This is a genomic window from Nostoc sp. WHI, from assembly GCF_015714725.1.
In the GTDB taxonomy this organism is placed as follows: Bacteria; Cyanobacteriota; Cyanobacteriia; order Cyanobacteriales; family Nostocaceae; genus Nostoc.
On record NZ_WBKM01000227.1, the window covers coordinates 1 to 4,585 of the forward strand.

The window sequence follows — 4,585 nt, forward strand, 5'->3', positions numbered from 1 at the left end:
CTCCCTATTCCCCATTCCCCATTCCCCATTCCCATCATGAAAGATAAATTGTTAAATTGGCTAAACATGGTTTTAGTCGCAGATGTTTTTTTAGTTTTGTTTGGCTTTGTCTGGTTAGCGATCGCTGCGATGGGAGAAGCGGCGGGAGTAAACCTGGGTTTGGATTTGTGGCATCAACTGTGGCAACCCTTGTTTAACCCAGCAATTGGCATCCTCATGGGCGGTGCTATTCTCAGTGGTATTATCAGTTGGATTTCCAGAAAATTTCTCTCTAGTCAATAGCGCAGAAGGAGAGGATGAGATAGCATTTTAATTTGCTAGTTGGGTACTCTAACCTCAGAGTACTTTAGAAGGATATGAAAAAATTCTACTTTTGCTGATGGTTGTAAACTTAAACTCTGGCAACAGCCAACTACCACTTGTTCAATGCAATCAACCCCAATAGCTTTTTAGTCAAAAGCTAGACCATTATATCTTCGCTCAAATTCTGATATATATAAAAATATCCCCAGCTTTTTTAGTTAAATAACCCATTTCAAATCATCAGATAGTATTGATGACAGCTTTCACCCAAATAACGTAAGATTTTTTGACGTTCCTCTGTGAAATTGCTCATTTGTTTCTGTCCATTGACGAGCAACAAATGTACAGATTGAAACATCTGAAATATCCATCTCATTGTCGGTTTATTTGTAAATTTCTTTACGCTTCTAGTGCCTCGTTCATACTTTTTTTCTCTCTACTTGTCGCTTATTATTTTATAGGAAAAAAGCCTGAAATTATTGCCTAGCAATGATTTCAGGCTTGAGCATTTTCAATTTTATAATTATTAAATCCGCTTTAATATCTGCGGAATGTGGGTTAATACAAAAGTTCAACCTGATCAGAAAACTTTTCTGCAAACTTGCGATCAAAGGTGATTACTTGAACTTGCTCTTGAATTGCTGCGGCAACAAACACCGTATCATAAAAAGAATGGTTTTTCTTTACTGCTAGCTCTAGTGCAGTGTCTCGAATATCAATAACAGGAATAATTTTAGTTACCAATACTTTCGCATCTTTCAAAACCTCAAGCCCAATAATTAGCGGTAGCTGTCTAAACACAATCCATTGCCATACAACATTACCCAATTCAGCAAAGAGAGAATCGGGAACAATAATTTGTTCCGCTCTTTCTAAAGCAGAAAGTGCTTGCTCATGTTGAGATTCTACACGTAACAAAGCATACACAAAAACCATCGTATCAATCACCATCAAAGTCGTCCCTGTTCCTTCCACTCTTGCATTTGACTGCTCGGCTGAATCGGCAATATCTCCCAACGTTTACGGATTCGAGCGATCGCAGCTTTTCTTGTTGACTCATTTGCTCCCTTCACTTCTGCCAGCAGGTAGCTAATTAAAAGAAGCCTTGCCTCATTTGAGAGGTCTTTCGTTTGATCCATCAGTTCTTGTAGCTGTTCTTGACTCATTTAGCTTCTGGTTCAACTCACTTTTTTTGCAATTCCCTCAAAAGTGCGATCGCACTTGCAGATAAAATTTAAAGAGAGTAACAAACTACTCTCTTTGTTTTGTACTGGAATCATTTCCCCCACTCACCACTGCCTTTTAATCTACGTAAGAATTTGTGTTAATGCTGATTGCAAATTAAGATATTTGTACTTAAAGCCTGTTTCGACGGTGCGCTTAGGTAAGACTTGCTGACCTTCTAAAACTACTATAGCCCCGTCTCCTAAAAGAGCTTCGATCGCAAAAGCTGGAACGGGCAACCAAGAAGGGCGATTCATCACTTGCCCTAAAGTTTGGCTTAAATCTGCCATGCGGACTGGTTTAGGGGCAGTAGCATTATATACACCTTCTATTTCCGGTTTAATTAAAGCTTGCAGAATTAGGTTAACTAAGTCGTCTACGTGAATCCAAGAGAACCACTGCCGACCACTACCAATAGGCCCACCGGCGAAGAGTTGGAAAGGCAGAATCATTTTATCTAAGGCACCACCATTGCCCAGAACAACGCCCAAACGCAGAATTACCAGCCGCACACCAGCATCTTTTACCTTTCTAGCTTCTGCTTCCCAGGCTTGGCAGACTTGGGCGAGAAAATCGTTACCAGATAGACTCGTTTCATCAAAGGTAGCCGTTTCACTCGTGCCATAATAGCCAATAGCTGAAGCATTAACTAATACAGGTGGTTTTGGGTTAGCGTTGGCTATTGCTTCAACTATTTTTTGTGTACCTAGCTTCCGGCTATTGAGGATTTCTTGCTTGCGTTCTGATGTCCAACGTCCCTCAGCAATGGATTCTCCTGCCAGATTAATTACACCATCACAACCAGCGATCGCACTTTGCCAAGAACCGGATGCAGTTGGTGTATAGGCAATAATTTCTAGATTGGGGAAAGCCTTAGATGGAAAAACCTTCTGAGCAAAGACGGTGTTCCGAGTTAACACAAGTATTCTATAACCTTCCCCGTAGAGTCGTTTTACCAAACGACTACCGACAAATCCTGTTGCTCCAGTAATTGCTACTTTCATTTTCTCCCTCCGCCAAACCTTTATTGTAAAGTTTTTGATCAATCTTTCAGCTTACGGCATCTTCCTTATAGATCAATACCCCTTGGGTTAAGATCCCCCCGCCTCCGGCGACCCCCTTAAAAAGCAATACAGTTCAGATAAGACCAAAACATTTGTAGAGACGGCGATTTATCGCGTCTCAAAAACCCAAAGTTTTGTACCAGTAGCCCTTAACTGAACCGTATTGCCTTAAAAAGGGGGTAGAAGGGATATTAGCCCCCCTTTTTAAGGGGGTAGAAGAGATATTAGCCCCCCTTTTTAAGGGGGGTTGGGGGGATCTCCGAACACTAAATATCACTAACCAAAGCGTATTGCCTTATAGATAAAAGAGATGTGATTGTATATTTTGTACGGCTTGCTCTCAAAACTCAAAAACTTTGTTTTTTAATGACTTTCCGTTTAGATGCTTCAGTATTATAGGATGGACAGAGTGTTGCAAGGCGTGGGGCTATTATGGCTCGCTATACCTGTTCATTTATTGTTTCTGTTCCTAGTGACCATCTCCAGCCGTTACTTGTAGAACTTCTACAGGACTGTCAATTGGATATTCAATACCACACGGCCGATTACATAATTGCTCGTGAGGTTCCCGGTAATGTTTCTTTTTCCAAATTAATCACAGTAGAAGTACTGATTGATAAATCAAAATCTACTGAAACAGAAACCCGGATGAGTATTGTGATTAAAAATCAAGAATTACCACTCCATCTAGATAATTACTGCCGACAAATGTTTGAATTCATCAAACAGTCTATTGAAAGTAGCCGCCATTGGCATTTGATTGAAAGTCTTGCAGGATAGCTTTGATGCTTGTATTGAGAATACCACGGCTTTAATCCGTAGTATTCTCAGACGATGTATCGGTGGGCTTTTTGCTTTAGTAATTGTAATTCAGTCTCCTAGATCCTCTAAATCCTCGGCCATGCCGGGGTTTATTAGTGTAATGTCGTACTCACTCGAATCCGTTTGGGACAAACGCTGAGTGTTTCTTAAAAGGTAATAAATAGCACGTACTTGAGGCCCAAAAACGATCTCGTCTTCATTTTTTAGATCGTGAGCTGGGATCTTGCGTCCATTGATCATCAAACCATTGGAACTAGGCTTCCCTTTGGCATCGCCATCGACAATCCGGTAATAGTAGCTATGACTATTATGCCCTCGCGGCAATCTCACTAATGTGGCATGGCGGCGGGATACAAACTGCGACATCAAACGGATATTACATTCGCGGTCTCTACCAATAGAGTAGACGGGGTCTTCTAGAGAAAATTCTTTGCGACCTTGATCGTCTTCAAGAATCAGTAGATGGTTTTCATTGGTTTCTGCTGCCATTGACAAATCGTTGCTAAAATCGGTTGAACTGTGATTAATCAGGATTTGTTTAGTCTCGTATCCTGTCATTCTCGTGCACCATAGTCTGTGATGCTGATCTAAATAAGCCTTAAAATTGCATAATACCTTGAAAGAGTAGAACATGGCCGTTCTACTCCAGTAGCTATGATAGCTTTGGTAAGTGTCTCAACAGGCTTTGTGATCTGCGTAAAACTTGAAGACCGACTCAGTTCAATTTGAGATGGCAATAACTAAGATTTGTGCTTGTAAATCTGACCTGCAAGAAAGGATTTTACGGGTGATGAACTAACCGTCGTAATAATATTGAGTTTGTAACGACGCTAACAGAGCTAAAAGCCATTAAAGCGGCAGCACCAGATGGGTTAAGGACAAAACCGAAGCTAGGAAACAAAACACCTGCGGCTAATGGAATACCAACTGTATTATATGCAAAAGCCCAGAATAAATTCTGGCGGATTTTGTTAAAGGTGGCGCGACTAAGCTGAATAGATTCGACGACATCGTTTAAGCGATCGCGCATCAGAATAATTTCAGCAGTTTCCATTGCTACATCTGTCCCGGAGTGTAAAGCAATTCCTACATCTGCTTGGGATAAAGCTGGAGCATCGTTGATTCCATCTCCTACCATTGCGACTATTGAGTGGGGAGTGGGGAGTGGGGAG

Annotated in this window: 7 protein-coding genes and 1 pseudogene; 2 read left to right on the plus strand and 6 right to left on the minus strand. The window is 41.2% G+C overall.

Features of this window, described 5'->3' with window-relative positions; genetic code table 11:
* The first annotated feature begins 36 nt into the window (after positions 1–36).
* Positions 37–282, plus strand: coding sequence for a hypothetical protein (locus F8S12_RS23005; protein WP_196518639.1), 246 nt, complete (start codon positions 37–39; stop codon positions 280–282).
* Positions 283–535: 253 nt separating this feature from the next.
* Here the strand turns inward: F8S12_RS23005 and F8S12_RS42425 are convergent.
* From F8S12_RS42425 to thyD, 4 genes and pseudogenes are all read right to left on the minus strand, one after another.
* Positions 536–706: pseudogene (locus F8S12_RS42425) on the minus strand (IS1634 family transposase); the annotation flags it as partial.
* 155 nt (positions 707–861) lie between these two features.
* On the minus strand, positions 862–1,254 hold the full coding sequence (locus F8S12_RS23010; protein ID WP_196518640.1) for a type II toxin-antitoxin system VapC family toxin: 393 nt from the start codon (positions 1,252–1,254) through the stop codon (positions 862–864).
* Positions 1,254–1,469: a hypothetical protein gene (locus F8S12_RS23015; protein ID WP_196518642.1), complete on the minus strand. Its 216-nt coding sequence runs from the start codon at positions 1,467–1,469 to the stop codon at positions 1,254–1,256. The genes F8S12_RS23010 and F8S12_RS23015 overlap by 1 nt, the downstream gene beginning before the upstream one ends.
* A 141-nt stretch (positions 1,470–1,610) precedes the next feature.
* Complete coding sequence (gene thyD, locus F8S12_RS23020; RefSeq protein WP_196518644.1) at positions 1,611–2,531, minus strand: thylakoid membrane protein ThyD; 921 nt, start codon at positions 2,529–2,531, stop codon at positions 1,611–1,613.
* A gap of 492 nt (positions 2,532–3,023) precedes the next feature.
* Between thyD and F8S12_RS23025 the strand changes: the two genes are divergently transcribed.
* Positions 3,024–3,371, plus strand: coding sequence for a hypothetical protein (locus tag F8S12_RS23025; RefSeq protein ID WP_196518645.1), 348 nt, complete (start codon positions 3,024–3,026; stop codon positions 3,369–3,371).
* Between the two features lie 90 nt (positions 3,372–3,461).
* Here the strand turns inward: F8S12_RS23025 and F8S12_RS23030 are convergent, their stop codons facing one another.
* Positions 3,462–3,971 (minus strand): FHA domain-containing protein, encoded by a 510-nt coding sequence (locus tag F8S12_RS23030; protein WP_196518646.1) that lies wholly within the window; start codon positions 3,969–3,971, stop codon positions 3,462–3,464.
* A 223-nt stretch (positions 3,972–4,194) separates the two neighbouring features.
* Positions 4,195–4,585 (minus strand): HAD-IC family P-type ATPase (locus F8S12_RS23035; protein ID WP_196518647.1); only part of this gene is annotated, 391 nt, incomplete at its 5' end.